Raw genomic sequence first — 26,061 nt, forward strand, 5'->3', positions numbered from 1 at the left:
GGTGCGGGTGGAGTCTGACTGAGAGCTGAAGGGGGGTCGCCATGCCTGCGGATTCACAATGCAGCCTGGTGTATTTCTCCTCGGTGTCGGAGAACACCCACCGCTTTGTGCAGAAGCTGCACCTGCCGGCCATCCGAATCCCGCTGCACGGACGCATCGAGGTGGACCACCCCTATGTGTTGGTCCTGCCGACCTACGGCGGTGGACGTCAGCAGCCCGACGGCAATGAGGGCGGCTACGTGCCCAAGCAGGTCATCGCGTTTTTGAACAACGAACACAACCGGCGGCTGATACGCGGCGTGATCGCGGCCGGCAACACCAACTTCGGTGCGGAATTCTGCTACGCGGGCAACGTCATCGCCCGCAAGTGCGCCGTGCCGTACCTGTACCGATTCGAATTGATGGGAACCGACGAGGACGTCCAAGCCGTCCGCGCGGGCTTGGACGACTTCTGGAAGGACGAGGCATGTCACCTACCGCTGCAACTGCAGAGCAGGTAACCACTACCACCCGCAGCGCTCCGGTGGGCGAGCTGGACTTCCACGCGCTCAACGCGATGCTCAACCTGTACGACAGCGACGGCAACATCCAGTTCGACAAGGACGTGCTGGCCGCCCGCCAGTACTTCCTGGAGCACGTCAACCAGAACACGGTGTTCTTCCACAATCAGGACGAGAAGCTCGACTACCTGATCCAGAAGGAGTACTACGAGCGCGAGGTGCTCGACCAGTACTCCCGCAACTTCGTCAAGTCGCTGCTGGACCGGGCGTACGCCAAGAAGTTTCGCTTCCCGACGTTCCTCGGGGCGTTCAAGTACTACACCTCCTACACGCTGAAGACCTTCGACGGCAAGCGCTACCTGGAGCGTTTCGAGGACCGCGTGTGCATGGTGGCGCTGACGCTGGCCGCCGGTGACACCAGGCTGGCCGAGCAACTCGTCGACGAGATCATCGACGGGCGCTTCCAGCCCGCCACCCCGACTTTCCTGAACTCCGGCAAGAAGCAGCGCGGCGAGGCGGTCAGCTGCTTTCTGCTGCGCATCGAAGACAACATGGAATCGATCGGCCGGTCGATCAACTCCGCCCTTCAGCTGTCCAAGCGCGGCGGGGGAGTGGCGCTGCTGCTGACCAACATTCGCGAGCACGGCGCCCCGATCAAAAACATCGAGAACCAGTCTTCCGGGGTCATCCCGATCATGAAGCTGCTGGAGGACTCGTTCTCCTACGCCAACCAGCTCGGGGCCCGTCAGGGTGCCGGGGCGGTGTATCTGCACGCCCACCACCCGGACATCTATCGCTTCCTGGACACCAAGCGGGAGAACGCCGACGAGAAGATCCGGATCAAGACGCTGAGCCTGGGCGTGGTGATCCCCGACATCACCTTCGAACTGGCGAAGAAGAACGAGGACATGTACCTGTTCTCGCCCTACGACGTCGAAAAGTTCTACGGGGTGCCGTTCGCCGACATCTCGGTCAGCGAGAAGTACTACGAGATGGTGGACAACGCGGCGATCCGCAAGACCAAGATCAAGGCGCGCGAGTTCTTCCAGACGCTGGCCGAGCTGCAGTTCGAGTCCGGCTACCCCTACGTCATGTTCGAGGACACGGTGAACCGGGCGAACCCGATCGCCGGCAAGATCACCCACTCGAACCTGTGCTCGGAGATCCTGCAGGTCTCCACCGCCTCGCAGTACAACGATGACCTGTCGTATGCCAAGGTGGGCAAGGACATCTCCTGCAACCTGGGCTCGCTCAACATCGCCAAGGCGATGGACTCGCCCGACTTCGGTCAGACCATCGAGGTCGCGATCCGGGCGCTGACCGCGGTGTCGGACCAGACCCACATCTGGTCGGTGCCCTCGATCGAGCACGGCAACAACGAGTCGCACGCCATCGGGCTGGGGCAGATGAACCTGCACGGATACCTGGCCCGGGAACGTATCTTCTACGGTTCCGAAGAGGGCATCGACTTCACCAACATCTACTTCTACACCGTGCTGTATCACGCGTTGCGCGCGTCGAATCGGCTGGCGCTGGAACGGGGTAAGGCGTTCGTCGGCTTCGAACAGTCCAAGTACGCCTCCGGCGAGTTCTTCGACAAATACACCGAGCAGGTGTGGGAGCCCAAGACGGCGCGGGTGCGTGAGCTGTTCGCCGACGCGGGGATCCGGATTCCCAACCAGGACGATTGGCGCCGGCTCAAAGAGTCGGTGCAAACCCACGGCATCTATAACCAGAACCTGCAGGCCGTGCCGCCGACCGGGTCGATCTCCTACATCAACCACTCGACGTCGTCGATCCACCCGATCGTGGCGCGCATCGAGATCCGCAAGGAAGGCAAGATCGGCCGGGTCTACTACCCGGCGCCGTATATGACCAACGACAACCTGGAGTACTACCAGGACGCCTACGAGATCGGCTACGAGAAGATCATCGACACCTACGCCGCGGCCACCCAGCACGTGGACCAGGGGTTGAGCCTGACGCTGTTCTTCAAGGACACCGCGACCACCCGCGACGTGAACAAGGCGCAGATCTACGCCTGGCGCAAGGGAATCAAGACGCTGTACTACATCCGCCTGCGGCAGATGGCGCTGGAGGGTACCGAGGTCGAGGGCTGCGTGTCCTGCATGCTCTAGGGCATGCGGACCGGTTTGCAGGCCAGGGGGCTAGCCCCCTGGCCTGCTTCTCTTTTGGCGGCGGGGCAAGAGCCGGCGGTTCGCCTTGCCGGCAGCGGACGGCAGCGGACGGGACGGCGTGGCTAGGGTGGGCGGTATGAGCCGGATCAGACCATTCCTGATGTTCCAGGGTGGTACCGCCGCCGCTGCGGTCGAGACCTACCTGGCCGTCATCCCGGGTGCCTCGCTGGTGTCCTCGACCCCGCACCCCGAGCCGGCAACCGGCATCATGCTCGCTGAGCTCGACCTGGCCGGCCTGCGGGTGCTGGTCAGCGACAGCGCTGTCGAGCACGGCTTTGACTTCACCCCGTCGAGTTCGCTGTTCGTGGAAGTCGCCGACCGTGCTGAGCTGGAGCGTCTGGTGGCCGCGCTGGGGGAGGGCGGCGCCACCCTGATGCCGCTTGGCGACTACGGCTTTTCGTCTGCGTTCGCCTGGGTCAACGACCGGTTCGGGGTGTCCTGGCAGCTCAGCCTGCCCTGAGCCGAACAGAACGCATTCACGCCGGGGTGGCGATCCGGGTCCCTCGGCCCTGCCCCAGCCATTTCGGGACAGCCCGCCGGATTTCGGTCGGGCCGAAGACGGTGACGCTGCCCTCGAGGATCGCGTGCGACCAGTCGACGTCGCCGCGCCAGATCTGGGTCAGGACCCGAAGGCTGGTGTCCACGGTTGCGGTCACCTCGTAACCGGGGTCGAAGTCGCACACGTCGGCCTGCCCATTGGACACCACCAGCCACCACCGCGACGCCTTGGCCGACACTCCGTCGAGCACGAATGCCAGCGTGGTGCGCGACCTCGGCCAGTCGTCGATCTCGATGGTGCGGCGGATGTCCCAGAACAACAGATGGGGGTCGAGGTCGGCATCGCCGACGTCGCCGATCCAGCGCATTCCCCACACCGTCAGCGCGTTCACCACGCCAGCCAGATCCTGCCCGCACGGGGTCAGCGAATACGTTGCACGGCCGTCGATCTCGGTGCGTTCGACGACGCCGGCGCGGGTAAGCGACTTAAGTCGCTTGGACAGCAGGGCCGGTGACATCTTGGGCACGCCGCGGCGCAGATCGTTGAAGTGGGCGCTGCCCAGCAACAGCTCTCTGACCACCAGCAATGTCCAGCGTTCGTCCAGCAACTCCATGGCTTTGGCCATCGGACAGAACTGACCGTATCCCGACATCTGCGTACCTTCCGTGGATCGCTGTCTCAATCTAAGGTCTCGCGGACCGGCCTGACCAGTACAGATTCAGTACCGAGGCCGCTACAGAACCAGAACTGGATATCGCCTGCGGCCGATTCGATCATGAGTTGACCAGGGCGAAAGGAAGAATGGATGAACGCGGTAATCAACGACATCGAGGCCAAGCACCGTGCGCTGTGGGCGCTCGGCGACTATGCGGCCATCGCCAGCCAGGTGGTGGCCCCGCTGGGGCCGGCACTGGCCCATGCCTGTGGCATCGCGCCGCACCACCGGGTGCTCGACGTCGCAGCGGGAACCGGGAATGCGGCGATCCCTGCCGCAGCCACCGGAGCCAGCGTGGTGGCCAGCGATCTGTGCCCGGAACTGTTGCGGCAGGGCCGTGCCCGCGGCGCGGAACACGGTGTCACGGTGGACTGGCGCGAGGCCAACGCGGAGGCGCTGCCGTTTGCCGACGACGAGTTCGACGTGGTGATGTCGTGCATCGGCGTGATGTTCGCGCCGCACCACCAGTCGTCGGCCGACGAAATGATCCGAGTGTGCCGGCCGGGCGGGCGCATCGGTGTGCTCAGCTGGACGCCGGAGGGCTTCATCGGCCAGCTGTTCGCCACCATGAAGCCCTACGTGCCGGCGCCGCCGCCGGGCGTGTCCGCACCGCCGTTGTGGGGCAGCGAACCGTATGTCCGCACCCTGTTCGGTGATGCTGTCATCGATGTCGCCACCGAGCGGAGCGGTCTGCCGGTGCGGGCCTTCGCCGACGGCGCAGCGTTCCGGGACTACTTCAAGGCCAACTACGGGCCCACGATCGCGGCCTACCAGGGCATCGCCGGGGACCCGGATCGGGTGGCGGCGCTCGACGTCGACATCGCGGCACTGGGTGATCGCTTCCTGCAAGGCGGTGCGATGGACTGGGAGTACCTGCTGGTGACCGCGCGCAAGCGCTGAGTACCTCGCGGGCCTGCTCGGCTTGCCGCATGGACTCCGGCGTTGGGCCTGCTGATGAAGTCGGCCTATCGGTAGCCTGATGCGGTGGCGCCGCTCTCCTTGACCCTGGGCTATGTCCCCGGCGGGACGCCGCAGAAATGGGCTCGGATCTGGGCGCAGCGTCATCCCGAAGTCCCGCTGGTGCTGCACCCCGTTGCCGCCGCCGACGCGGTCGCGGCGGTGCGAGCGGGCACCGTCGAGGTGGCGCTGCTGCGGCCACCGGCCGACGTATCCGGGCTGTCGGTCATCCCGCTCTACCAGGAGACCACCGTGGTGGTGGTGCCCACCGACCACGTGGTGAGCGCCTACGACACGATCACCGCCGCAGAGCTGCGCGATGAGCCCATGCTGTTACCGGCCGACGACGTGGTCGCCTGGGCTGATGCGCCCGGAGACCGCGTCGACTACCGTCCCGAAACCACCCAAGAGGCAATGGAATTGGTGGCCGCAGGGATCGGATCCCTGATCGTTCCGCAGTCTCTGGCGCGGCTGTACCACCGTAAGGACCTCACCTACCGGCCGATCGCCGGCGCGCCCACGTGCCCGGTGGCGCTGGCTTTCCCCGAAGACCCGCAGTCGGCACTCGTCGAGGACTTCGTGGGCATTGTGCGGGGCCGCCGGCCCGGTTCGTCACGAGGCGCAGCGCCGCCGGAGCCCAAGCGCACCGCGCGGCAGAAGACCCTCGCCAAGCAGGCCGCCCGAGCCGCCGCCGGCAAGGTCGCACGCAAATCCGGCGGGGCCGGCCGCGGTCGGCGTTGAGGCTGCGGCTTCAGAAGTCCCAGTCGTCGTCGGTGGTGGGCTGCTGTGCACCGATGACATACGAGCTACCGGAGCCGGAGAAGAAGTCGTGGTTCTCGGCAGCTCCGGGGTCCAGGGCGGACATGATCTCGGCCGGCACCCGGCAGTCATCGGCGGGGAACAGGGGGTCCAGGCCGAGGTTGGACAGCGCCTTGTTGGCGTTGTAGCGCATGTACGGCAAGACCGGCTCTGTCATGCCGAGCGGGTCGTAAAGGTCTCGCGCGTAGTCGATCTCGTTGTCGTAGAGGTCGGTGAGCATCGAGTAGGCGAAGTCCGCCAGCTCGGTGCGGCGCTGCGCGTCCGCGGTGTGCATGCCCTGCTGGAACTTGTAGCCGACGTAGAAACCGTGCACCGCCTCGTCGCGGATGATGAGCCGGATGATGTCGGCGGTGTTGGTCAGAATCGATCGCGACGCCCAGTACAGCGGCAGATAGAAGCCGCTGTAGAACATGAACGACTCCAGCATCACCGAGCTGATCTTCTTCTTGAGCGGGTCGTCGCCCCGGTAGTAGTCGTGCACGATGCGGGCCTTGCGTTGCAGGAACACGTTTTCGCGTGACCAGGCGAAGGCTGCGGTGATCTCGGGTGTCGAGCACAAGGTGGAGAAGATCGAGCTGTAGCTCTTGGCGTGGACCGACTCCATGAACGCCATGTTGGTGTAAACCGCCTCCTCGTGCGGCGTGGTGGAGTCGGCCAGCATCTCTACGCAGCCGACGGTGCCCTGCATGGTGTCCAGCAGGGTGAGGCCGGTGAATACCCGGATGGTCAGGGTCTGTTGCTCGGGAGTCAGGGTGTGCCAGCTGGGCAGGTCGTTGGACAGTGGAACCTTCTCCGGCAGCCAGAAGTTCGCTGTCAGCCGGTTCCACACATCCAGGTCGCGCTGGTCGGCGATGTCGTTCCAGTTGATCGCTTCGATCGGGTCGGCGGCCACGGCTATCCCTCGCCGGCGTCGGTCCAGTCGGTCAGCGACCACAACCGGTTGTCGTAGACGGGCATCGGGGATCCTCCTCGGTTCGGGCGTCGCGCGCTCACACCGTAGCGCAAGTTCGTGTGCCCGAATACACCGATTCGGGAGGCCGCATTGCCGCGGGGCGGCGGGGGATTAGGACAGGGCGATCGGTGCTTCTCAGTAGGTGTGCGCCGGGCCCTCCTGGCCCTTGTAGAGGCGGGTGAGCAGCATATTGCGGAATCGCGCGTTGTCGAGCAACTTGAGCCCGGCCTCGGCCACCCGGGGCTTGCCGGCCAGCTTGTGAAAGAACCGGCCGCGCCGGTACTCCCGGCCCCAGGCGGCTTCCATCCGCTGGGCGTAGTTGGTGAAGTCGTCGGGTCCGCCGTTGGTCAGCGCAGCGACTGCACACTCACCGGCGGCCAGTCCCGATTCCAGCGCCTTGGAGATGCCGGCCCCCGAGGTCGGTCGGCCAGCCCCCAGTGAGTCCCCGGCGAACAGCACTCCGGGGCGCCACGGGGGCCACGCGGTGAAGCCCATCGGCAGTCGCCAGGCCCGGACGGTCTTGGACTGCTTGAGCTCGGTGATCGACGGCAATTCCCATTCTCGCGGCAGCGTTTCGAGGAACTCGCCCAGGAAATTGGTGGCGTTGATGGCCTGCCAGTTCTTGTAGCTGTTGACATAGCCCAAACCGATGTTGACCCGGCCGTCGCCCAGCGGGAAGACCCACCCGTAGCCGGGCAACTGGTCGCCCTGGAAGACCAGCTTCAGATAGATGTCGAGTGAATCGACGTCCGGCCGCACGGCGGGCATCTCCGCCCGGATCGCGATCGCGGAGTAGCCGTTGTAGGCCGAGTCCAGCTTGAGTGCCCGCTTGATCGGAGAGTAGGCGCCGTCGGCGGCGATCACCGCGTCCGCCAGGATCTTCTCCCCGCCCTTGAGCAGCACGCCGGTCACGCGGCCCGTGTCGTCGAGGACCGGGCCGGTGGCCTCCGCGGACTGCCGTACCACTGCGCCGGCGGACTCGGCGTGTTTGAGCAGCAACGTGTCCAGTTCCGGGCGACGCGCGACATGGCCGTGGTCGGGCATTCCGGGCCGGCGCGGAAACGACAGCTCCCATTCGCTGGGGCTGAAGACCTTCACCCGGTTGACGCGGTGAAATTTCGCCACCTGCTCGGCCAGTCCCATTTTCTGCAGGTAGCTGACCGCCCGCGCGGTCAGGCCGTCACCGCACGGCTTGTCCCGCGGGAACTCGGCCTTGTCCACGACGACGACACTCGCGCCGGCCTGCCTTGCCTGCCAGGCCGCCGCTGACCCTGCTGGACCCCCGCCGACAACTGCAAGGTCGAATCGCTGCACCACAGCGGCGATGGTAGCCGACGGCCGGTCTCCCCAGGTCACGGCGACGACGCTGTAAGGTGCTTGACGTGCGCGGAACGACTAAAACCACGGCTGCCGAAAATGGTGGGCCGAAGGTGGACGCGCGCAGTGAGCGTTGGCGCGAACACCGCAAGAAGGTGCGCAGAGAGATCGTCGACGCCGCCTTCCGCTCCATCGACCGGCTTGGGCCCGAGGTGAGTGTGCGGGAGATCGCCGCGGAAGCCGGTACCGCCAAGCCCAAGATCTACCGGCATTTCGCCGACAAGGACGATCTGTTCGAGGCGGTCGGCGCGCGGCTGCGCGATGACCTGTGGGCGGCGATCTTCGCCTCCATCGATGTCGCCACCAATTCGTTGCGTGACGTCGTCCGGCGCAGCGTCGAAGAGTACGTGACCCTGGTCGACGATCACCCCAATGTGCTGCGGTTCTTCATCCAGGGCCGGGCGCGGGCGCAGTCCGAGTCACGGGTTCGGGCCCTCAACGAAGGGCGGACCATCACTTTGGCGATGGCCGAGATGTTCAGTAACGAACTGGCGGACCTGGACCTCAACCGTGGCGCCATGGAACTGGCCGCGTTCGCGGCCTTCGGCACGGCGACCTCGGCTACCGACTGGTGGCTGGGGCCGGAGCTGGACAGCCCGCGGCGGATGCCCCGCGACACGTTCGTGGACTACCTGACGACGATCATGATCAGTGTCGTCAGCGGCACCGCCCAGAATCTCGGCATCGAGATGGACCCGGATCAGCCGATTCGCGCGGTGGCCTCAAAGGAGCAACCCGCCTGAGGCTGCGACGTTAGAACCCGAGGTCCAGCAACACGCTTATGGCGTCCAGGGCCAGCGGTTTGGTGGCCTCCAGGAATTCGGTCGTGGCCGCCGTGATGAAGTCTGACACCGCGGTGAACACCTGTTGCAAGGGCTCCGGCAACACTTCGTAGAGGGCCGCGACGATCGCGTTGGGGATGATCAGGGCCTGATTGATCAGGCCGGCGGCGATCGAGGCCAGCTGTATGTACGCCTCCTCGGCTTCGGGTAGCAGCGGCGCGCTGTAGTCGGGCAGGGCGCCGTTGTCCTTGGCCGCGATCAGGCCGGCCAACACCTCGGCAGCCGACTTGGGGGTGCCGTCGTCGGTGAACAGACCGAAATTCGCCTCGTGGTTGAGCATTCCGGTGGCCACGTCCTGGCCGCTGTAGATGAAGGCCGGCCCGGAGAACGAGAGCTTGGACCAGGCGACCAGGAAGTCTTCGAGGAAACTGGCCTGTACGGTCTCGCTCACACCGAAGACCGGGGTGGTGGGATTGCCGTACTCGGTGGCCCAGATCTTCAGGTCGCCGTCACCGTTGGCGGCCATGATGGCGTTGAGTGCATGGACCTGCTCCCAGGGTGAGTTGGTCAGGCCCAGACCGGCCGAGAACGGCAGCGTGTAGTGATACGGGTGATAGCTCACTGCGTCGAAATAGCCCTGCGCCCCACTGGCATACATCTGCTCGAGGAACTCTTGGGGACTGACGCTGACCCCGGCAATGGTGGTAGTCGCGCCCAACGCGCCCGCCAGTACGGTGGCGTCGGGATCCACCGCTTTGATCGCGGTATAGGCGGCTTGGAGCACGGTGGTGTATGTCTCGGCGCTGACTGGGGCGTAGAAGATCACGCCATTCGGTTCGTTCCAGATCTCATAAGCCGCGATCTCATTGCCATAGCGTTGGGCGACCTCGGCGGCGAACGCGGCGTATGCCGTCGGGTCCGGTGCCCCTGCCAGCGGTAAGCCGTTCCAGGTGGGATTCCCGGTGATGGCGGCGGTGATGCCGAATCCCATGCCATGCGCCGTGTTGATCACGTTGTCCATCTGGGCCCAGTCATAGGTGGCGACCGTGGGTTGGATGTAGATCCACGGCACACCCAGGCGCAAGTCGGTGACTCCGAGGTCCCGGATCTCGCTGAGCTGGGCGACGAGCTCGGACGGGCTCAGGGTGTACAGGTTGGAGTCCGCCACTCCGAAGACCTGAGTCGCGACGTCGCTGGTATCGGCGTTGACGAGGGTGATCGTCTCGAGGCGGATCACTGATGGAGCTGTGATCGGCGAGGTGGCGACGGGATGGGACGGCTGAACGCCGGCGGCCCCGGTCAGGGTTGAGACGGCCAGAAGGGCCGCGGCCAGTGCCGCCGGGATGCGGCGTCGGGGTATCAACAAGGGAACCGCCTCGACATTGATGGTGAGGGCGAGCGTATCGCCGATGCCCGCGATATTTCCGGCCAAGCGGGCGGTAACCTCGGTGCGTCCGGGGGGCGGCGGGCCATCGGCGGCGTGTCGTAGAAGCGACACGCCAACACAAGAACTTGTGTTGGCGTCTGATGTCGCCCCCCAGCGGTAGTGTCGAAGGTCTAGCTTTGGCGTAGGTGAAATGGGGTTCTGGTGGGCGAACAAGTGAAGCTGATCGACCGCACTTCGGCGATCAACTGGAACCGTGTGCAAGACGAGAAGGACCTCGAGGTCTGGGACCGTTTGACCGGCAACTTCTGGCTGCCGGAAAAGGTGCCGGTCTCCAATGACTTGCCGTCGTGGGGGACTCTCACCGATCAGGAGAAGCAGCTCACCATGCGGGTCTTCACCGGCCTGACGCTGCTGGACACCATCCAGGGCACCGTCGGCGCGGTCAGCCTGATCCCCGACGCGCTGACCCCCCACGAGCAGGCGGTCTACACCAACATCGCGTTCATGGAGTCGGTGCACGCCAAGAGCTACAGCCAAATCTTCTCCACGCTGTGCTCGACCAGCGAGATCGACGAGGCGTTCCGCTGGTCGGAGGAGAACGTCAACCTGCAGCGCAAAGCCTCCATCGTGATGCAGTACTACCGCGGTGACGAGCCGCTCAAGCGCAAGGTGGCCTCCACCCTGCTGGAGAGCTTCTTGTTCTACTCCGGCTTCTACCTGCCGATGTACTGGTCGAGCCGGGGCAAGCTGACCAACACCGCCGACGTGATCCGGCTGATCATCCGCGATGAGGCCGTGCACGGCTACTTCATCGGGTACAAGTACCAGCGCGGCCTGGCCCTGGTTGACGAGGCGAAGCGCCAAGAGCTCAAGGACTACACCTACGAGCTGCTCTTCGAGCTCTACGACAACGAGGTCGAGTACACCCAGGATCTCTACGATGGGGTGGGCCTGACTGAGGACGTCAAGAAGTTCTTGCGCTACAACGCCAATAAGGCGCTGATGAACCTGGGTTACGAGGCGTTGTTCCCGCGTGACGAGACCGACGTCAACCCCGCGATCCTGTCGGCGCTGAGCCCCAACGGCGACGAGAACCACGACTTCTTCTCCGGGTCGGGTTCGTCGTACGTGATCGGCAAGGCCGTCATCACCGAAGACGACGACTGGGACTTCTGACGGTTTTCACCGACGGCCGGCGGGCCGGGTCTCACACCCGGCAGGCCGTCCCGTCGGCGATCGCCGGCGCAGCCGCCGCTGGCGTGCCCAGACCGGGAGCCAGGTAGTCATGCGGCCACAGCGGCCGGGGTACCTGCACCCCGAAGGCAGCGCCCCAGCGGTTGCGGGACGAAACCTCCTGCACCGGACGGCGATTGGCGGCGACGCCCCAGTTGCCGCGGGGATACCCGAGCGCCAGCATGGCCGCCATCGTCCAGCCCTCGGCCGCGGGAACACCCAGTAGTTCGTTGACCTGGTCCGCGACATTGCGGAGCACCATGGTCATCACACCGCCGACGCCTTCAGCGCGGGCGGCCAGCAGTGCGCTCCAGATCGCCGGGTAGATGTTCGCCCCGCCGAGGTCGTCGATGGCGAAGACGAACAGCAGCAGCGGGACTTCCTCGAAGTTCTCGGCAAGATAGTCACCCGAGCTTTTCATTCGGCGCATCGTCTCGGCATGCCGGTGCAGATCGCCGCCGGGGCCCGGTGCTGCCATCGGGCCCGCGCCGGCCGCGAACTTCTGGTATTCGAGTGCGCGGCCCTGGCGGAACAGGGGCCCCAGCTCGCGCTTGACCCCGGGATCGTCGACGGCCAGGAAATGCCACCGCTGAGTGTTGCCGCCGTTGGGAGCGCGCACGGCCGCGTCGAGGATGCGGGCCTGGGTGTCCAGGGGGATCGGATCGGGCCGCAACCGCCGCATCATTCGGGTCGTGTAGAGCGCCTCGTGAATATCCATGTGCCTGCTCCTGTCTGCTACTCGGGCCATTGGCTGTTGCGGATTCGCTCGACCAGGTCGCTGCGCTGGAAGGCGGCGTCGAAGTGCGCCAGAACGTCGGCGTTCATCGTCCCGAAGGTGGTCTCGGGGCGATGCTTCATGCCGTCGTTGAAAGCCCGCAGAATGCGGCGTTTGAAGTCCGGGCGCGGATGAGCGGCCACCACCGCATCGATGTCGGCCGCGGCGAGGTCGGAGCGGCCCACTCCGACCACATCGGTGGTGACACCGGCTGCCAGCAAACGGGTTTCGGCGTCCAGACGCGCGGTGATCCCCGGCGTGGTGTGCAGGGCTATGCCGAGCCACACCTTGTCGGCTGCGGCGCGATCGGCGCCCCGTTCCAACAGGAACTGCCGCGCGGCGTCGGCACCGTCCAATTCGAAGCGCTGCGCCGAACTCCGATAGTGCGTCGTCAGTCCGAGATCGTGGAACATCGCCGCCACGTAGAGCAGCTCCAGATCGACGTGGGTGCCCAGCCGGCGACCGTGCAGCGCGCCGAACAGGAACACGCGCCGCGAGTGGTGAAAAAGCACGTCGTCTTCGGCGCTGCGAATCAACTCGGTGGCCTCGCGTGCCAACGGCGTGTCGGGCACAACGATGTCCGCGATGCTTTCGATCCCCCGAATGGCCATGTCCGGCTCCTTGGCTGCTCGACTGGCGACCATCCTGCGCCCGGCGCTGCCCGCCGGCGTATGGCATTTGCGCCGTCGAAACCTCAGATCGAGACATGATCGGTCTGCCGGACCCTATTCGGCCAATGACGAGCCGATCGCGCGCGCGGATGTTTGCATGAACCCGTGAGGAGCGGTGATCGCTGCAGCCGTACCGTCCAGCCGAGGGAGTGACCGATGACCACAGACACCGACCGCACCGCACGCCCTCGGGCGTGGTACTTCGGTGCCGCCATAACGGCCCTGCTGGGGGTGTTCTTCGCCTTCGACGCCATCCCGAAGATCCTGGGCATGTCGTTTGCCCGCGAAGGCACCGAGGCCCTCGGGTTCTCCCCGGACAAGACCGCCGTGATCGGCTGGGTCCTGCTGGTGTGCCTGGTCGTCTTCCTGATCCCGCGCACCGCGGTGCTGGGCGCACTCGGGCTGACCGCGTACCTGGGTGGGGCGGTCACGGTGAACCTGCACGCCGACAAGCCGCTGGCCGGGTTCGTGTTGTCCGGGGTCTATGTCGGGGTGTTGATGTGGATCGGGCTGATCGCGCGCCGGCCGGAACTGTTGCGGGTGCTGGGGCTTCGGCGCGACTGAGCGCCTCAACGCGGCGGCAGCTGTTCCAGCAGCTCGTCGAGGAATCCGCCCGCCTCACGCCCGGCCGCCTCGACGTCGGCGGCGGCAATTGCCTCCAGGAGGCCGCGGTGCCGGATCTGGTCCGCCTGCACCGGTTTGGTGGTCGTCGTCGCCACACTGGCCATGACCACCTCGGTCAGCCCGCAGTACAGCTCGGTCAACACCGGGTTGTGTGAGCAACGGACCACCGCGAGGTGGAAATCGGTGTCGGCCCGCGCGAAATCGTCATCTCGGCCCTGTTCTTGGAGGCTGTCGCGGCGATCCAGCAGGGTGCGCAGTTCGGCGACATCCTCCTCGGTCCGGGCGGCCGCTGCCAGCCGTGCCCCTTCGACCTCCAGGCACCGCCGCACCTGCAGTACGTCGCGCAGCTCGGACCCGCACAGCCGGCGCAGCGCGCCGGACACCTCGCTGGTGGCACGCACATAGGTTCCGTCGCCCTGGCGGACCTCCAGAATGCCGCTGTGGGCGAGCGCCCGGACCGCCTCCCGCACCGTATTGCGGCCCACGCCGAGCGCCTCGGCCAGCTCGGGTTCCGGGGGGATCCGCGAATCGACCGGCCATTCCCCGGCGGCCACCGCGGCGCGAATCTGCTCGATCACCTGGTCCACCAGGCCCGTGCGGCGCGCAGTGATCAACGGCACAGGTACCTCCTGTCATCCAATCATCGGATGTATGGAATCCTACGGTAGGTGAACCCCGCAGTGCGCACCACGACACGCGGCCGGCGCGAGCACGATCGAGAACCCGAACTCGAGGGCGCCGCCGGCCTGCATCCGACGGCTATGGCCGCCGGCGGGGTATTGCTCACCGTGGCGGTGGTGCTGACCGCGCTGAACCTGCGCCCGGCGATCACCAGCGTGGGGCCGTTGCTGCCGGAGATGCGCGGCGCCCTGGGGGCCTCCGACACCTGGGCCGGCGTGCTGACCACCCTGCCGGGCCTGTGCTTCGCCGGCGCCGGGCTGGCCGCGCCGTGGTTGTCGCGGCGGATCGGATTGGGCCGCACCATCTCGGTGGCGCTGCTGACCCTCGTTGCGGGACTGCTGATCCGGGTGTGCGATGGGTCCGCCGTCGTGCTGGGCGGCACCCTGGTCGCCACCGCCGGCATCGCCTTGATCAACGTGCTGATCCCGGTGGTCATCGCAGGATCGTTCCCGGCGCGGATCGGATTGATGACCGGGATCTACACCGCCGCACTGCAAGGCGGGGGAGCGCTGGGCTCCGCGGTGACCCCGGTGCTCGACGACGCGCTGGGTGGCTGGCGTGGCGCACTGGGGGCGTGGAGCGCGCTGGCGCTGCTGGCGCTGGCGGCCTGGCTGGTGGTGGCCGGGGGCTTCGAGCGGGCCCGTCCCCGCGACCGCGAGACAACCGCAAGAGGCCGGTCGCTGTTGGGTAACAAGCTCGCCTGGATCGTCACCCTGTTCTTCGGCACCCAGTCGTTCCTCGCCTATGTGGTGATGGGCTGGTTGCCCGAGGTCCTGATCGACAACGGGCTCAGCGGCGCACATGCGGGTCTGTTGCTGGGTCTGATCTCGCTGATCGCCGTGCCGATCAGCCTGATCGTCTCGCCGCTGGCCGCCCGGCGCGACAGCCAAAGCGGCTGGATCGTCGCACTGGGTGTTCTCGGCATCACGGGCATGCTCGGCCTGCTGGTGGCGCCCGCGGCCGCGCCACTGCTGTGGAGCGTGCTGGTGGGACTGGGGATGAGTGTTTTCTCCCTGGCGCTCACCGTGATCGCGCTGCGCGCCCGCGACGCCGCCGACACGGTGCGCCTGTCGGGCATGGCCCAGGGTTTCGGCTATCTGCTGGCCGGCGCCGGCCCGTTTCTGTTCGGGCTGCTGCACCAGGTGAGCGGCGGGTGGACCGTGCCGTGGCTGATGATGCTCGCGGTCTACCTGGTGCAGACCGTGGCCGGCGCGCTGGCCGGCCGCAATCGCTATGTCTGAGCGACCGACCGGACGGCTTTCGCCGAACGTGCACTGAGACTGAGGATTCGGCGAATTTTTCGGTCTGAGTACACGCTCGGCGAAACGTTGGATGCGTTCAGGGCTGCCGTAACGACGCCGTGTCGATGACGAAGCGGTAGCGCACGTCGGACGCCAGCACCCGCTCGTAGGCGGTGTTGATGTAGTCCGGTTCGATCACCTCGATCTCGGGCTGCACGCCGTGCTGGGCGCAGAAGTTCAGCATCTCCTGGGTCTCGGCGATGCCGCCGATCAACGACCCCGTCACGCTGCGCCGCATTCTGACCAGCGGACTGGGCGGCACCGTCAGCGCCTGCTCGGGCATGCCCAGTTCGACCAGCGTGCCGTCCAGGGTCAGCAGATTCAGGTAGGCGCCCAGGTCGAGGCTGGCCGAGACGGTGTTCAAGATGACGTCGAACCGGTTGCGCAGGTCCTTGAACGTCTGCCGGTCGCTTGTGGCGTGGTAGTGCCGCGCGCCCAATCGCAGACCGTCCTCCATCTTCTTCAGCGACTGCGACAGCACCGTGACCTCGGCTCCCATCGCGGCGCCGAGTTTGACGGCCATGTGCCCGAGCCCGCCGAGTCCGATGACAGCGATTCGCTTGCCGGGCCCCACATTCCAGTGCCGCAGCGGCGAATACGTGGTCACTCCCGCGCAGAGCAGCGGGGCGGCGGCGTCCAGGGGAATCTCGTCCGGGATGCTCAACACGTAGTTCTCGTCGACGACGATCGAGCCGCTGTAGCCGCCCTGCGTGGGCTGACCATCGCGGCCGACGCCGGCGTAGGTGCCGATCATCCCGCCGCCGGTGCAGTATTGCTCAAGTCCGGCTTGGCAGTTGGCGCACTCGCGGCAGGAGTCGACGAAGCAGCCGACGCCGACCCGGTCGCCCACCCGGAACTTCGTGACTTCCGGCCCGACGGCGGTGACGATCCCGGCGATCTCGTGGCCCGGAACCACCGGATATTGCGGAAGGCCCCACTCGCCTTTGACGGTGTGGATGTCGGAGTGGCAGATGCCGGCGAAGGCGATGTCGAACGCCACGTCGTGCGGTCCGGGATCCCGGCGGGTAATGGTGGTCCTGGTCAGCGGTGTATCCGGCGCGGTGGCGGCGTAGGCGGAAACGGTGGGCATAGCCGAAAAACCCTCTTCACATCTGTGCGGGTATCGAAAAAAATAGTCTAACGAAGTTTTCTGGGCGCCCCGGGTGAGTCCGGTCACCGCCCGCAGTGGCTGCTAGTTGATCGGCGCATTCGCCCAACGCAGATCCTCGACCACGCCACGCGCGGCGATCGGTCCCTGCCCGGTCTGCCACACCTCGTTGTTGACCACGAACACCCGGCTGTCGCGGGTGGCGCCCAGCCGCCGCCAGGCGACACTGTCGAACACCGTGGCGGCGCGGGCCTTGGCCGCCGGTGAGGTGAACGACACGTAGACGATGTCGCCGTCTGCCGCGGAGAAGTCGGCCCGGCCGGCCAGATCGCCCTCGCCGGCGGAGAGGTCGAGGTAGGGACGGTCGGTGAACCGCTGCAGCGGCGGCCGATCCACTCCGACGGCCTTGAGCACGCTGGCGGCGAAACCCGACGCCCCGTACACCCGCACGCTGTCGTCGGTGAGCGCAACCACCGAGACCTGGAAGTGGGTGGCGTCGCTGACCTCGCGGGTCTCGGCGGCGTCCGCGCCAAACCTCTCGAGCACCTCCTCGGCGGCGCCGGCGCGCGCGGTCGCAGCGCCGACACCGCGGACATCGTCCTCCCAGGCCGCGCCCGGCGTCCCGGTGAACACGGTGGGGGCGATCGCGGCGAGTTCGGCGTAGCCGGGCGTGCGGCCCTCGGCGCCCAGGATCAGATCCGGGCGCAGGGCGGCGATCGCGTCGGTGTCCGGCTTGCTGTCCGAGCCCACCGCCGGCACAGCGTGCAGCAGCGCGCCCAAATAGGAGGGCTGGCCGTCCGCGCCGTCGGCCACGGCTGCGCCGACGACCCGGGACTGCAGACCCAGCGCGCACAGCGTGTCGAGCTGGCCCGCGGCGAGCACCACGATGCGCTCCGCGTCCTCGGGAACTTCGACGCTGGGCGGTTCCACCCCGGCGGCGTTGTGGACCCAGCGCAGCGACGGCCCGGGGTCGGGGCGGGCCGGGTCTGCCGCGCAGGCCTCGTCAGGACGGCGATCATTGCCGAGCACGCCGGCCCCGGCGACCATCGTGGTGGTGGTCGCCGTCGAGCTCGGGGCGGTCTGCGTCCCGTCGCCGCCGCAGCCGGCGGCCGTGAGCAAGGTCACGATCAGTGCTGATGCGGACGTCGCCCGCCGGTCCACCCTGGTCACGCGGTGACGTTAACACCCAGGGCGCGGCGCCCCCAGGGCAGACGAATACGACAGTTTGTAGGAGGCCTATACCGGCCCGATGGCGACCGGGGTTAGGATTCGAACAAGTTTCCCGGGTTGCCCATGTTTGGAGGAATCTTGACCGCCGAAGCACCCCCGCGCGCAGAACTCGAGGCCAGTCGGCCCTTCCCTGCGCGGATGGGCCCCAAGGGCAGTCTGATCTACAAGCTGATCACCACCACCGATCACAAGCTGATCGGCATCATGTACTGCGTCGCCTGCATGGCCTTCTTCTTCATCGGCGGCCTGCTGGCGCTGCTGATGCGTACCGAGTTGGCGGTGCCGGGCCTGCAGTTCCTGTCCAACGAGCAGTTCAACCAGCTGTTCACCATGCACGGCACGGTAATGCTGCTGTTCTACGCCACCCCGATCGTGTTCGGATTCGCCAACCTGGTCCTGCCGCTGCAGATCGGCGCCCCGGACGTGGCCTTCCCGCGTCTGAACGCGTTCTCGTTCTGGCTGTTCCTGTTCGGCGCCACCATCGCGCTGGCCGGCTTCATCACCCCGGGCGGCGCCGCTGACTTCGGCTGGACGGCCTACACCCCGCTGAGCGACGCGGTGCACTCACCGGGCGCCGGCGGCGACCTGTGGATCATGGGTCTGGCCGTCGGTGGTCTGGGCACCATCCTGGGTGGGGTGAACATGATCACCACGGTGGCGTGCATGCGCGCCCCCGGCATGACGATGTTCCGGCTGCCGATCTTCACCTGGAACATCCTGGTCACCTCGATCCTGGTGCTGATCGTCTTCCCGCTGCTGACCGCGGCACTGTTCGGCCTCGCCGTCGATCGGCACCTGGGTGGGCACGTCTACGACTCCGCCAACGGCGGCGTGCTGTTGTGGCAGCACCTGTTCTGGTTCTTCGGCCACCCCGAGGTGTACATCATCGCGCTGCCGTTCTTCGGCATCGTCAGTGAAGTGTTCCCGGTCTTCTCCCGCAAGCCGATCTTCGGCTACGTCACCCTCGTGTACGCGACGCTGAGCATCGCCGGGTTGTCTGTCGCGGTGTGGGCGCACCACATGTACGCCACCGGTGCGGTGCTGCTGCCGTTCTTCTCGCTGCTGACCCTGATGATCGCCATCCCGACCGGCCTGAAGTTCTTCAACTGGATCGGCACCATGTGGCGGGGCCAGTTGACCTTCGAGACGCCGATGCTGTTCGCGCTGGGCTTCATCATCACGTTCCTGGCCGGTGGTCTGACCGGCGTGATGCTGGCCAGCCCGCCGCTGGACTTCCACGTCAGCGACAGCTACTTCCTGATCGCGCACTTCCACTACGTGCTGTTCGGCACCATCGTGTTCGCGACCTTCTCCGGGATTTACTTCTGGTTCCCGAAGATGACCGGCCGGCTGCTCGACGAACGGCTCGGGAAGCTGCACTTCTGGCTGACCTTCATCGGCTTCCACACCACGTTCCTGATCCAGCACTGGCTGGGCAACATGGGCATGCCGCGCCGCTACGCGGACTACCTGCCCACCGACGGCTTCACCTCGTTGAACATCGTGTCGACCGTCGGCGCGTTCATCCTGGGCTCGTCGATGATCGCCTTCACCTGGAACGTGTTCAAGAGCTGGCGTTACGGCGAGGTCGTCACCGTCGACGACCCGTGGGGCTACGGCAACTCCCTGGAGTGGGCGACCAGTTGCCCGCCGCCTCGGCACAACTTCACCGAGCTGCCCCGGATCCGTTCGGAGCGTCCCGCGTTCGAGCTGCACTACCCGCACATGATCGATCGGCTGCGGGCCGAGGCACACGTCGGCCGTCACCCCGGCGACGAAGTGTACGAACCCGCGAACGCTTGATGATCCTCGGGCAGAGGCGGCGCCCGGCTCAGCCGGGCGCCCGCCAGGGGTGAGCGCGCCCAAGGTGCCGGTGCTGATCACCGTCACCGGTGTCGATCAGCCTGGCGTGACATCGGCCCTCTTCGAGGTGCTGTCGCGTTACCAGGTGGAGTTGCTCAACGTCGAGCAGGTGGTGGTCCGCGGTCGGCTGACCCTGGGCGTGCTGGTCTCGGTGACGCCGGACGTGGCGGACGGGACGGCGCTGGCCGACGACGTCACCGCGGCGATTCACGGCGTCGGCCTCGACGTCACCATCCAGCGCGGCGACGACGCGCCGATCATCGCCGCGCCGTCCACACATCGCATCGTCGTGCTGGGCCGGCCGGTGGCTGCCACCGCGCTGGGGGCGCTGGCCCACGAGATCGCCGAGATCGATGCGAACATCGACATGATCCGGGGCGTTTCCGACTACCCGGTGACCGGCCTGGAACTGCGGATCTCGGTTCCCGACGGCAGCGCCGGGCGGTTGCAGACCGCGCTGAGCAAAGTCGCCGCCCAACAGCAGGTCGACGTGGCGTTCCAGGACGCCAGCCTGTCGCGCCGGACCAAGCGGCTGATCGTGTTCGACGTCGACTCCACCCTGATCCAGGGCGAGGTCATCGAGATGCTGGCCGAGCGGGCCGGCGCCGGGGACGCAGTGGCCGCGATCACCGAGGCCGCCATGCGCGGCGAGCTCGACTTCGCCGAGTCGCTGCACCACCGGGTGTCGACGCTGGCCGGCCTGCCCGCCAGTGTCGTCGACGAGGTGGCCGCGCAGATCGAGCTGACGCCCGGGGCGCGCACCACCGTGCGCACCCTGCGCCGGCTTGGCTTCAAATGCGGGGTGGTCTCCGGTGGTTTCCGCCAGGTGATCGAGCCGCTGGCCGCCGACCTTCAGCTGGACTTTGTGGCGGCCAACGAGCTTGAGATCGTGGACGGCAAACTCACCGGACGGGTCACCGGCGCCGTGGTGGACCGGGCCGGCAAGGCCGAGGCGCTGCGCGAGTTCGCCGCCCAGATGGGCGTGCCGCTGGAGCAGACCGTGGCCGTCGGCGATGGCGCCAACGACATCGACATGCTGTCCACCGCGGGGCTGGGCGTGGCCTTCAACGCCAAGCCGGCGTTGCGTGAGATCGCCGACGCGTCCCTGAGTTACCCGTACCTGGACACCGTGCTGTTCCTGCTCGGGGTCACCCGGGCAGAGATCGAGGCAGCCGACGCCCACGACGGCGTGCTGCGCCGGGTCGAGATCCCGCCGGCCTAGCCTGGCGCGTTACAGCAACGCCCCGATCAACGCCAACGGCAGGAGCCCGGCGGTGGCGGCGAGCGGTAACCCGATGGCGTCGAGGAGGTCGCCGTCGGCGATCTCGGACATGAAGACGTTGTAGCTGTACTCGGGCAGCGTGAACAGCAAGGCGCTGAGAACGTCCAGCGGCGGGTAGCCCGTATGCGGCGGGAAGGATCCGAAGAGGTCGTCCCACGTGGTGGGCACCGTGACTCCGAAAGAGGTCTCTCCGCCGTCCAGGACGCCGCCCAGGCTCGCCAACTGTTCGGCCCACTCCGGCAATGAATAGACGTAGTTGGCGGGATCCATCAAGGTGTTGAAGGCGTCGGTGATGCCCTTTTGCACGCCGTCGAACAGTGCTTGCGGAACCTGCTGCAGGACACTGAAGTCGGGCAGGACTCCGATGCCGGTGGGGGTGTCGGCGAATCCCGGGCTCCAGCCGTGCTCGATGTTGCCGTATCCCAGATTCACCAGCACTCGCAGTGCCGGATCAAGTAGATCGACCAGCGGGTTGCCGATGTAGGGCAGCAGCTGCAGCGGAGCCAGCAGCGGCAACGTGCTGGAGGGGATCATGTAGTAGTCGGTCAAGAGATCCGGGCTCGAAGTGGGAAGTGGTACCGCGTTTGCGATGTCCTCGGGACTGAGCCCCAGATAGGTCGTGTGCGCGAAGATGATGCCCATCACGGCGTTGATGGTGGACAAGAAGTTGATCGGATACTGCGGAAAATTGGCGAAACCGTCGTACTCGTTGGTGTAGACGGTGGTGGGGAAGAGATTGGCGGGCGCTGCGCCACTGAATGTCATTCCGAGGCTGGGTATTTCCGGGTACGTCCCTGTCGGAACGTCGAAGCGGGCCAGCATGCCGCCGTTGGGAAGGCTCTCGTTGCCGATCAGCACGAAGTGCACGTATTCGCTGGGCACACCCTGGTCGGCGAGTTGTTGCATGAGTAGCGACGAGATCACCGCGCTTTGCGACCACCCGAACACCACGACGGGGTTGTCGGCGTCGACCTGACCGCCGGCGATCTGGTCGAGGATCGCTGCCTGCAGGATCTGGCTGCCTTCTTCCACCGAACTGTCGAAAGTCCCGGTGAACGCACCCAGGAACGGGTACAGCGTTTCGGGGGTGGTCAGAATCTGGGTGGTGCCGGTGAAGCCGAGGGGCGCCAGGTAGAGCTCGTTGACCAGGTCCGCGTAGCCGGGGCCGGGCGTGGGCATGCCGCTGCCGCCCATGATCAGCGCGTTCCCGCCGCCCAGCGGCGACCCGGCGCCGGTGAGCTGGACCGCCGGCGCGGCGGCGCCCGCAGGGGAGGGGCAGACGATGAGACCGGCGCTGATAAGCCCGACCGCGAGAGCACTGGAAATACGGACCATCGAAGCTCCCTGGAATTAACCCTAAGCATTGATGAGTGCGATCCATGTAACACGTTACAACAGGGCCACGGGGGGTTACCGGCAAGAACATCGATCGAAAATGCACCGTGGCTGTCGTACCCCGGTCGGTCGGCACGCAGCCGGCATACGGCACGATAGGGCCGTGCCCGATACCGGATCTTCCGCTCCCGCAACCGGGGCCGACCAGGATCTGTTGATCCAGTTCGAGGGCGTTTCGCTGTGCCGTGACGGACGTACCCTGGTGGGCCCGCTGGACTGGTCGGTCGAGCTCGACGAGCGCTGGGTGATCATCGGCCCCAACGGCGCGGGCAAGACCTCGTTGCTGCGGATCGCTGCTGCCAGCGAGCACCCCTCCTCGGGCGTGGCTTACGTGTTGGGTGAGCGGCTCGGCCGGGTCGACACCACCGAGCTGCGGGCCCGGGTCGGCCTGAGCTCGGCAGCCCTGGCGCAGCGGATACCGGGTGGGGAGACGGTCAGCGACTTGGTCATTTCGGCCGGCTACGCGGTGCTCGGGCGGTGGCGGGAGCGCTACGACGCCGTCGATCATGAGCGGGCGGTCGACATGCTGGAGAGCCTGGGCGCCGAGCACCTGGCCGATCGCACGTACGGCACGCTGTCCGAAGGCGAGCGCAAGCGGGTGCTGATCGCCCGGGCGCTGATGACCGACCCCGAGCTGCTGCTGCTCGACGAGCCCGCGGCGGGCCTGGATCTGGGTGGTCGGGAAGAGCTGGTGGCCCGCCTGGCGGATCTGGCCGCTGATCCCGACGCGCCCGCGATCGTGCTGGTAACCCACCACGTCGAGGAGATCCCGGTCGGCTTCACCCACTGCCTGTTGCTGGCCGAGGGCCGCGCCGTGGCATCCGGTCTGCTCGACGAGGTGCTCACCGCCGAAAACCTGTCGGCCACTTACGGGCAGTCGATCTCGCTCGACGTCATCGACGGGCGTTACTTCGCGCGCCGGACCCGCAGCCGAGCAGCCCACCGGAGGCGCGCATGACCCAACACCCGCCACCACCGTTACCCGCGCGGCCTGCCGCGACGGTGATGTTGGTGCGTGAGGGCGCGGCGGCCGCCGGCGGGAGCGCTCTCGAGGTGTTCCTGATGCGCCGCCATGCCGCGATGCATTTTGCCGCCGGGGTGATGGTGTTTCCCGGCGGGGGAGTCGACGACCGCGACCGCAGTGCCGAAATCGCCTGGCACGGACCGGGTCCGGACTGGTGGGCGCAGCGCTTCGGGGTGGACACCGACCTGGCGGCCGCCCTGGTATGTGCTGCCGCACGCGAGACCTTCGAGGAATCCGGGGTGCTGTTCGCCGGTCCCGCCGATGATTCCGGGCGCGTTGTCTGCGACGCTTCGGTCTACGCCGACGCCCGTCGAGCGCTGACCGCCGGGGAGCTCTCGTTCGCCGATTTCCTGAACGCCGAGAAGCTGATCCTGCATGCCGAGTTGCTGCGGCCCTGGGCGAACTGGGTGACCCCGGAGGCGGAACGCACCCGACGCTACGACACCTACTTTTTCGTGGGCGCTCTGCCGGTCGGTCAGCGCGCGGACGGGGAGAACACCGAGGCCGACCGGGCGGGTTGGCTCACCCCGGAGGCGGCGATCGAAGACTTCGCCGCGGGAAACAGCTTTTTGCTGCCGCCGACCTGGACGCAGCTGGATTCGCTGGTGGGCCGCAGCGTCGAGGCGGTGATGACGGTGGAGCGCCAGATCGTGGTGGTGCAGCCGGACCTGGCTCGCCGCGGCGATAACTGGGAGATCGAATTCTTCAATTCCGAGCGGTACAACGCGGCTCGCGGGAAGAGGTGGCCCGGGTGAGCGAATTCGTCACGGTGCACAGTGGCGCCGAGGAACCCGGGGTGGCCACCCTGCTGGTGTCCCGGGCGCCGACCAACGCCATGACCCGGCAGGTCTACCGGGAGATCGCCGCGGCGGCAGCCGAGGTATCCGAACGCGACGACATTGCCGCGGTGGTGCTCTACGGGGGCCACGAGATCTTCTGCGCCGGCGACGATGTCCCGGAGCTGCGCACGTTGATCGCCACGGAGGCCGAGGTGTTCGCCCGGGTGCGCCACGATGCGGTGCAGGCCGTGGCGGCCATCGGAAAGCCGACGGTGGCGGCCATCACCGGCTATGCGCTGGGAAGTGGTCTGGCGCTGGCGCTGGCCGCCGATTGGCGCGTCTGCGGCGACAACGTCAAGTTCGGGGCGACCGAGATTCTGGCCGGGCTCGTTCCCGACGGCGGCGGCCTGGCGCGCCTGGCCGGCACCATCGGGGCGAGCCGTGCCAAGGAGCTGGCGTACAGCGGGCGGTTCTTCGACGCCGAAGAGGCGCTGGCCCTGGGTCTGGTGGAACAGATGGTCGCTCCGGACGGGGTCTACGAGGCGGCGATGGCCTGGGCGCGCCAGTTCGTGGGCGCTCCGGCACGCGCGCTCGCCGCGGTCAAGGCCTCAGTCGATGCGGTGGGCGCACCGATGGAGCGGGCGTTGGCAGACCAGCGCCGGTACGCCGAGGTGTTCGGCGCCGGCAACTCGCCGGGCGAAGATCAGCGGGCGACACCGGAGTCATAAGGGCCACTACGGCCGATTTTCATACTCTTATCAGCTAACGTACAGTTCGCGGCGAAGCCATCGCCGGCACCCGTGTGACCCCGTGAGGAATAGGCCATGCAGCGAACTGTTATTCGACCCTGGACCACCGCCGCCGTCGCACTGATCGGTGCCGGCGCGATCGCGGCGGGACCGGTGGCGATGCCGGTGACGAGCGCCGTCACCATCGACTTCCTGCTCGCCGCCCAGGACATCACCCTGGACCTGGTGCGCCACGCCCAGTCGGTGGACAACGCGGAGCACATTCTGGGCACCCTGCCGCCCGGAGCGCCGCTGACCGAGCTCGGAGAGCAGCAGGCGCAAGACGTCGCCCCGCTCATCAGCGCCGAGTTCCCGGACGGGATCGCTGGGATCTACGCCTCGGAGTTCATCCGCACCCAGGACACCGCCCAGCCGCTTGCCGACCTGCTGAACATGGAGGTCCAGATCCTCGGAGGGCTCAACGAGGTCAACGCCGGCTGGTACGAGGGCTGGGAACTCGGCACGGTGACGCAGGTGCTCTACGCCTTCGCGCCCCTGATGTGGGCGATGGGCAGTTTCTGGGTGCCGCAGCTCGGATCGACCATCGACCCGAACGGGGTGGCGTTCAACGACCGCGTCACCGACGCGATCGAGTCGATCTACGGCAACACTGTCGCGGATCCGAACAACCCGACCGACAGCGTGGCCTTCGCGCACGCCGGGACGATCTCGATCTGGACGTTGATGAACGTCCGCAACCCCGACTTCGGGCTGGTGCTCAACGAACTGCTCGACACCCGCAGCCCGCTGGACAACGTCGGCCAGGTGGTCATCGAGGGCAACCCGACCGATGGATGGACCCTGGTCAGCTGGGACGGTCACGAGGTGTCGGCCACCCCGGATCTGTTCACCGCCCTGTTCGTGGACTGGCGCGACTTCACCACGGCGGGCCAGATCGCGACCTGGCACGTGATCGAAGCACTCCAGGGCGGCGACCTCGCGGAGATCGCCGCGGCCCTGCAGACCGGTTTCGATCAGGTCCTCGACGCGTTCATCACGTTCCCTCAGGCGGTCTTCGAGTCCTTCGCCGACGCGCTGGGCTCTTAGCGCACGGATTTCGCCCCGGACCGGCCCGCGCGGGTATTGCCGGTCCGGCCGGCGATGTATAGCGTGTGTATTTA

The 26,061-nt window shown here is 66.9% G+C and carries 25 protein-coding genes; 15 read left to right on the top strand and 10 right to left on the bottom strand.

The features are described 5' to 3' along the window. Positions 1-41: 41 nt before the first annotated feature. The 3 genes from nrdI (at position 42) to AWC02_RS19540 (ending at position 3,158) form a co-directional block, all read left to right on the top strand. Positions 42-500, top strand: a complete 459-nt coding sequence (gene nrdI / locus AWC02_RS19530) for a class Ib ribonucleoside-diphosphate reductase assembly flavoprotein NrdI (RefSeq protein WP_085130351.1) — start codon at positions 42-44, stop codon at positions 498-500. Beyond that, positions 467-2,638, top strand: a complete 2,172-nt coding sequence (gene nrdE, locus AWC02_RS19535) for a class 1b ribonucleoside-diphosphate reductase subunit alpha (RefSeq protein WP_085130352.1) — start codon at positions 467-469, stop codon at positions 2,636-2,638. The genes nrdI and nrdE overlap by 34 nt, the downstream gene beginning before the upstream one ends. A gap of 136 nt (positions 2,639-2,774) precedes the next feature. Continuing rightward, positions 2,775-3,158, top strand: coding sequence for a VOC family protein (locus AWC02_RS19540; protein WP_085130353.1), 384 nt, complete (start codon positions 2,775-2,777; stop codon positions 3,156-3,158). Positions 3,159-3,174: 16 nt separating this feature from the next. Here AWC02_RS19540 and AWC02_RS19545 read toward each other — a convergent pair whose 3' ends face one another. Further along, positions 3,175-3,849, bottom strand: coding sequence for a winged helix-turn-helix transcriptional regulator (locus AWC02_RS19545; protein WP_085130355.1), 675 nt, complete (start codon positions 3,847-3,849; stop codon positions 3,175-3,177). 153 nt (positions 3,850-4,002) lie between these two features. On the opposite strand from AWC02_RS19545, the gene AWC02_RS19550 reads away from it, so the two are divergent. Both AWC02_RS19550 and AWC02_RS19555 read left to right on the top strand, forming a co-directional pair. Beyond that, entirely contained in the window at positions 4,003-4,812 is an 810-nt protein-coding gene (locus tag AWC02_RS19550; RefSeq protein WP_085130357.1) for a class I SAM-dependent methyltransferase, read from the top strand. Positions 4,813-4,896: 84 nt separating this feature from the next. Then, positions 4,897-5,610 (top strand): LysR substrate-binding domain-containing protein, encoded by a 714-nt coding sequence (locus AWC02_RS19555; RefSeq protein WP_085130358.1) that lies wholly within the window; start codon positions 4,897-4,899, stop codon positions 5,608-5,610. A gap of 10 nt (positions 5,611-5,620) precedes the next feature. Here AWC02_RS19555 and nrdF (AWC02_RS19560) read toward each other — a convergent pair whose 3' ends face one another. Together nrdF (AWC02_RS19560) and AWC02_RS19565 are read right to left on the bottom strand one after the other, a co-directional pair. Continuing rightward, positions 5,621-6,607, bottom strand: a complete 987-nt coding sequence (gene nrdF / locus AWC02_RS19560; protein WP_419179301.1) for a class 1b ribonucleoside-diphosphate reductase subunit beta — start codon at positions 6,605-6,607, stop codon at positions 5,621-5,623. Between the two features lie 168 nt (positions 6,608-6,775). Beyond that, positions 6,776-7,957 (bottom strand): NAD(P)/FAD-dependent oxidoreductase, encoded by a 1,182-nt coding sequence (locus AWC02_RS19565; protein ID WP_085130769.1) that lies wholly within the window; start codon positions 7,955-7,957, stop codon positions 6,776-6,778. A gap of 65 nt (positions 7,958-8,022) precedes the next feature. Here AWC02_RS19565 and AWC02_RS19570 point away from each other — a divergent pair, with 65 nt between their 5' ends. Further along, positions 8,023-8,760, top strand: a complete 738-nt coding sequence (locus AWC02_RS19570; RefSeq protein WP_085130360.1) for a TetR/AcrR family transcriptional regulator — start codon at positions 8,023-8,025, stop codon at positions 8,758-8,760. A gap of 10 nt (positions 8,761-8,770) precedes the next feature. Here AWC02_RS19570 and AWC02_RS19575 read toward each other — a convergent pair whose 3' ends face one another. Beyond that, positions 8,771-10,297, bottom strand: coding sequence for a cellulase family glycosylhydrolase (locus AWC02_RS19575; protein WP_165757941.1), 1,527 nt, complete (start codon positions 10,295-10,297; stop codon positions 8,771-8,773). A 90-nt stretch (positions 10,298-10,387) separates the two neighbouring features. Here AWC02_RS19575 and nrdF (AWC02_RS19580) point away from each other — a divergent pair, with 90 nt between their 5' ends. Further along, positions 10,388-11,362 carry a class 1b ribonucleoside-diphosphate reductase subunit beta gene (gene nrdF, locus AWC02_RS19580; protein WP_192830021.1) on the top strand — a complete coding sequence of 325 codons (975 nt, stop codon included), beginning with the start codon at positions 10,388-10,390 and terminating at the stop codon, positions 11,360-11,362. Between the two features lie 31 nt (positions 11,363-11,393). Here the strand turns inward: nrdF (AWC02_RS19580) and AWC02_RS19585 are convergent, their stop codons facing one another. Further along, positions 11,394-12,137 (bottom strand): nitroreductase family protein, encoded by a 744-nt coding sequence (locus AWC02_RS19585; RefSeq protein WP_085130364.1) that lies wholly within the window; start codon positions 12,135-12,137, stop codon positions 11,394-11,396. Between the two features lie 17 nt (positions 12,138-12,154). Continuing rightward, positions 12,155-12,805, bottom strand: coding sequence for an HD domain-containing protein (locus AWC02_RS19590; RefSeq protein ID WP_085130771.1), 651 nt, complete (start codon positions 12,803-12,805; stop codon positions 12,155-12,157). A gap of 216 nt (positions 12,806-13,021) precedes the next feature. Here AWC02_RS19590 and AWC02_RS19595 point away from each other — a divergent pair, with 216 nt between their 5' ends. After that, positions 13,022-13,429 (top strand): DoxX family protein, encoded by a 408-nt coding sequence (locus AWC02_RS19595; protein ID WP_085130366.1) that lies wholly within the window; start codon positions 13,022-13,024, stop codon positions 13,427-13,429. Positions 13,430-13,434: 5 nt separating this feature from the next. On the opposite strand, the gene AWC02_RS19600 is transcribed toward AWC02_RS19595, so the two are convergent. Next, positions 13,435-14,109 (bottom strand): FadR/GntR family transcriptional regulator, encoded by a 675-nt coding sequence (locus AWC02_RS19600; protein WP_085130368.1) that lies wholly within the window; start codon positions 14,107-14,109, stop codon positions 13,435-13,437. 141 nt (positions 14,110-14,250) lie between these two features. Between AWC02_RS19600 and AWC02_RS19605 the strand changes: the two genes are divergently transcribed. Further along, on the top strand, positions 14,251-15,411 hold the full coding sequence (locus tag AWC02_RS19605; RefSeq protein ID WP_085130773.1) for a CynX/NimT family MFS transporter: 1,161 nt from the start codon (positions 14,251-14,253) through the stop codon (positions 15,409-15,411). Between the two features lie 97 nt (positions 15,412-15,508). Here AWC02_RS19605 and AWC02_RS19610 read toward each other — a convergent pair whose 3' ends face one another. Both AWC02_RS19610 and AWC02_RS19615 read right to left on the bottom strand, forming a co-directional pair. After that, entirely contained in the window at positions 15,509-16,561 is a 1,053-nt protein-coding gene (locus AWC02_RS19610) for an NAD(P)-dependent alcohol dehydrogenase (protein WP_085130370.1), read from the bottom strand. 102 nt (positions 16,562-16,663) lie between these two features. After that, on the bottom strand, positions 16,664-17,749 hold the full coding sequence (locus AWC02_RS19615; protein ID WP_085130372.1) for an ABC transporter substrate-binding protein: 1,086 nt from the start codon (positions 17,747-17,749) through the stop codon (positions 16,664-16,666). A gap of 138 nt (positions 17,750-17,887) precedes the next feature. On the opposite strand from AWC02_RS19615, the gene ctaD reads away from it, so the two are divergent. After that, the gene (gene ctaD / locus AWC02_RS19620; RefSeq protein ID WP_085130775.1) at positions 17,888-19,612 is read left to right on the top strand and encodes an aa3-type cytochrome oxidase subunit I; all 1,725 of its coding nucleotides are present in this window, start codon (positions 17,888-17,890) and stop codon (positions 19,610-19,612) included. A gap of 49 nt (positions 19,613-19,661) precedes the next feature. Beyond that, complete coding sequence (gene serB, locus AWC02_RS19625; protein WP_085130374.1) at positions 19,662-20,894, top strand: phosphoserine phosphatase SerB; 1,233 nt, start codon at positions 19,662-19,664, stop codon at positions 20,892-20,894. Positions 20,895-20,903: 9 nt separating this feature from the next. On the opposite strand, the gene AWC02_RS19630 is transcribed toward serB, so the two are convergent. Next, positions 20,904-22,289 (bottom strand): PE-PPE domain-containing protein, encoded by a 1,386-nt coding sequence (locus tag AWC02_RS19630; protein ID WP_085130376.1) that lies wholly within the window; start codon positions 22,287-22,289, stop codon positions 20,904-20,906. Positions 22,290-22,434: 145 nt separating this feature from the next. Between AWC02_RS19630 and AWC02_RS19635 the strand changes: the two genes are divergently transcribed. From AWC02_RS19635 to AWC02_RS19650, 4 genes are all read left to right on the top strand, one after another. Further along, positions 22,435-23,307 (top strand): ABC transporter ATP-binding protein, encoded by an 873-nt coding sequence (locus AWC02_RS19635; protein WP_419179302.1) that lies wholly within the window; start codon positions 22,435-22,437, stop codon positions 23,305-23,307. Continuing rightward, the gene (locus AWC02_RS19640) at positions 23,304-24,128 is read left to right on the top strand and encodes an NUDIX hydrolase (RefSeq protein ID WP_085130380.1); all 825 of its coding nucleotides are present in this window, start codon (positions 23,304-23,306) and stop codon (positions 24,126-24,128) included. The genes AWC02_RS19635 and AWC02_RS19640 overlap by 4 nt, the downstream gene beginning before the upstream one ends. Further along, the gene (locus tag AWC02_RS19645; protein ID WP_085130382.1) at positions 24,116-24,880 is read left to right on the top strand and encodes an enoyl-CoA hydratase; all 765 of its coding nucleotides are present in this window, start codon (positions 24,116-24,118) and stop codon (positions 24,878-24,880) included. Before AWC02_RS19640 ends, AWC02_RS19645 begins: the two co-directional genes overlap by 13 nt. Positions 24,881-24,976: 96 nt before the next feature. Further along, positions 24,977-25,987 (top strand): histidine phosphatase family protein, encoded by a 1,011-nt coding sequence (locus tag AWC02_RS19650; RefSeq protein WP_085130384.1) that lies wholly within the window; start codon positions 24,977-24,979, stop codon positions 25,985-25,987. Positions 25,988-26,061: the final 74 nt, after the last annotated feature.

It is taken from the genome of Mycolicibacter engbaekii (assembly GCF_002101585.1).
Classification (GTDB): domain Bacteria; phylum Actinomycetota; class Actinomycetes; order Mycobacteriales; family Mycobacteriaceae; genus Mycobacterium; species Mycobacterium engbaekii.

Bases quoted from the DNA above. Each gene is read 5' to 3' on its own strand.
- AWC02_RS19595 (WP_085130366.1), top strand. From the start codon at position 13,022: ATGACCACAGACACCGACCGCACCGCACGCCCTCGGGCGTGGTACTTC.
- nrdE (WP_085130352.1), top strand. From the start codon at position 467: ATGTCACCTACCGCTGCAACTGCAGAGCAGGTAACCACTACCACCCGC.
- AWC02_RS19545 (WP_085130355.1), bottom strand. From the start codon at position 3,849: ATGTCGGGATACGGTCAGTTCTGTCCGATGGCCAAAGCCATGGAGTTG.
- AWC02_RS19630 (WP_085130376.1), bottom strand. From the start codon at position 22,289: ATGGTCCGTATTTCCAGTGCTCTCGCGGTCGGGCTTATCAGCGCCGGT.
- AWC02_RS19540 (WP_085130353.1), top strand. From the start codon at position 2,775: ATGAGCCGGATCAGACCATTCCTGATGTTCCAGGGTGGTACCGCCGCC.
- AWC02_RS19610 (WP_085130370.1), bottom strand. From the start codon at position 16,561: ATGCCCACCGTTTCCGCCTACGCCGCCACCGCGCCGGATACACCGCTG.
- AWC02_RS19640 (WP_085130380.1), top strand. From the start codon at position 23,304: ATGACCCAACACCCGCCACCACCGTTACCCGCGCGGCCTGCCGCGACG.
- AWC02_RS19585 (WP_085130364.1), bottom strand. From the start codon at position 12,137: ATGGATATTCACGAGGCGCTCTACACGACCCGAATGATGCGGCGGTTG.
- AWC02_RS19590 (WP_085130771.1), bottom strand. From the start codon at position 12,805: ATGGCCATTCGGGGGATCGAAAGCATCGCGGACATCGTTGTGCCCGAC.
- nrdI (WP_085130351.1), top strand. From the start codon at position 42: ATGCCTGCGGATTCACAATGCAGCCTGGTGTATTTCTCCTCGGTGTCG.
- AWC02_RS19550 (WP_085130357.1), top strand. From the start codon at position 4,003: ATGAACGCGGTAATCAACGACATCGAGGCCAAGCACCGTGCGCTGTGG.
- AWC02_RS19605 (WP_085130773.1), top strand. From the start codon at position 14,251: ATGGCCGCCGGCGGGGTATTGCTCACCGTGGCGGTGGTGCTGACCGCG.
- AWC02_RS19650 (WP_085130384.1), top strand. From the start codon at position 24,977: ATGCAGCGAACTGTTATTCGACCCTGGACCACCGCCGCCGTCGCACTG.